The 1768-nt window shown below is 29.4% G+C and carries 2 protein-coding genes; both read right to left on the bottom strand.

The window, feature by feature from the left end; translation table 11 throughout:
- Window positions 1–93: 93 nt before the first annotated feature.
- Complete coding sequence (locus tag BM384_RS16970) at window positions 94–639, bottom strand: GNAT family N-acetyltransferase (RefSeq protein ID WP_090015434.1); 546 nt, start codon at window positions 637–639, stop codon at window positions 94–96.
- Window positions 640–661: 22 nt separating this feature from the next.
- A complete protein-coding gene (locus BM384_RS16965) occupies window positions 662–1690 on the bottom strand; it encodes an HAD-IIIC family phosphatase (protein ID WP_090015432.1) in 1029 nt (342 codons plus the stop codon).
- Window positions 1691–1768 lie beyond the last annotated feature (78 nt).

The following is a 1768-nucleotide window of genomic DNA, read 5'->3' as shown; positions in this document are numbered from 1 at the left end:
TTAAATTATTCATCTTTTGTTCTTTCCCCTTGATTTTATTATTCAAATTATATAATAGAATCTAGGCTGTTTCAACTAACATTGGAAAGAACCTTAAATATTTACCACCACTTTTAATGTATAATGTAATTCACCTTCATAAAACTCGAACTCATCTGGCAGCTTACTCACAACACCATCATATATAAATCCCATATTTTCTATTATTTTTTTAGATGCTATATTTTCCGGCTTAACAACTGCTACTAATTCTCTTATGTCACATTGATTTAAAATAAAGTCTAAAAGAGCTCTTACTGCTTCAGTGGCGTATCCATTATTCCAATATTCACTTTTTAATGTATAATATATTTCTGTTTGACTTTTGTCATAATCCAAATAACCGAAGCCACACCATCCTATATATTGGTTAGTTTCTCTTAATATAATAGGAAAACTATATTTATATTCTGCATCTAATGAATAATTATTTATTAGCCATTCAACTGCTTCCTCTGCCTGTTTCATACTTATAGTATCTTCAACAATGTATGATGTATTTTTTTTATCATTTAAGGTTTCATATAAACCTTTTACATCTTCTTTTTTATACGTTCTAATAATAAGTCTTTCAGTTTCTATCCATACATTCTCCACCATATTTTAAATATCCCTCCAAAATTTATTTTTCTACAAACTTTATATATTCCGGAATTGGTTTGATATTATTTAAATCTGCTTCAAAAAGTACCTTTTCCTCATCTTTTTTAACTTCTTTAAAACCATTAAATTTATAGGTTATGTACATCATTCTATTTCTTTCAGTTGGAAGGAATTCTGCTACTAATCTTACATTGGCTTTTTTAGCTCTTTCCATTATATAGTTCATCATAACACCGCCAACGCCCCTTGAAACCACACGGCAAGACATCAACAGTAGTTTTAATGTCCATATATCCTCTTTTCTCTCAACTAAAGCTACACCAATCTTGCCATAGTCACCATACTTATCTTCTAATTGTGCAATAAAAACATCATTGTCATCAGATTTACTTAATCTATCAAGTTCATCATAAGAATATGTATACCCAGTTGTATTGAGCTGATGAGTTCTAACTGTTAGTTCCTCCACTCTCTTTAAATCATCTTCTTGAACTTTACTTACTGTAAAAACAAGATTAAGAGTACTTAAAAATTCATCAGGTGTACCATTGAACTCTTCTTCGATTTTATTTCTTTTGATATCATTCATATATAATAATCTTCTGTTTTTAGAATCTTGAGTAACAAATCTAGGATTCATTTCATCCATTTCTAACATGCCTTCTATCGCTGTATCGGATAAACATAAAACTTCTGGAAACTTATGGTTCACCTCTTCTCTCTCAAAATCCTGATCATCTATAAAAGCTAATGTATCCATTCCTATATTGATATTCTTAGCTATATTTTCGATCCCCATAGACTTAGGATTCCAACTTATTTCTGGATAAATAAAATACTCTGAAAGATTAAAATCTTTTATCTTGCTCCACGCTAAATCAAAATCATTTTTGCTACAAATAGATTGTAAAATCCCCCTTGAATCTAGTTCTTTTATTTTCTCAACAATACCTTTTCTTAAAGTCACATTATCGCTTTCAACTAATACTCCATCCCATAAAGTGTTATCTAAATCCCAAATCACACATTTTATCTTTCTATTTTCCATAGATATCCCCCTTGTATAATCTAGTTGTAACATTTGATAGAAAACTATTTACTATTCTAACGAACATTACATGTCTAA

Source organism: Clostridium sp. DSM 8431 (assembly GCF_900116755.1).
Lineage (GTDB): Bacteria > Bacillota > Clostridia > Clostridiales > Clostridiaceae > Clostridium.
The sequence above is the reverse complement of the archived record's forward strand: the minus strand, read 5'-3'. Positions and strand labels throughout refer to the sequence as shown.

What these genes read in the sequence shown, in the direction of transcription:
- BM384_RS16965 (WP_090015432.1), bottom strand. Translation starts at nt 1,690, where the DNA reads ATGGAAAATAGAAAGATAAAATGTGTGATTTGGGATTTAGATAACACT.
- BM384_RS16970 (WP_090015434.1), bottom strand. Translation starts at nt 639, where the DNA reads ATGGTGGAGAATGTATGGATAGAAACTGAAAGACTTATTATTAGAACG.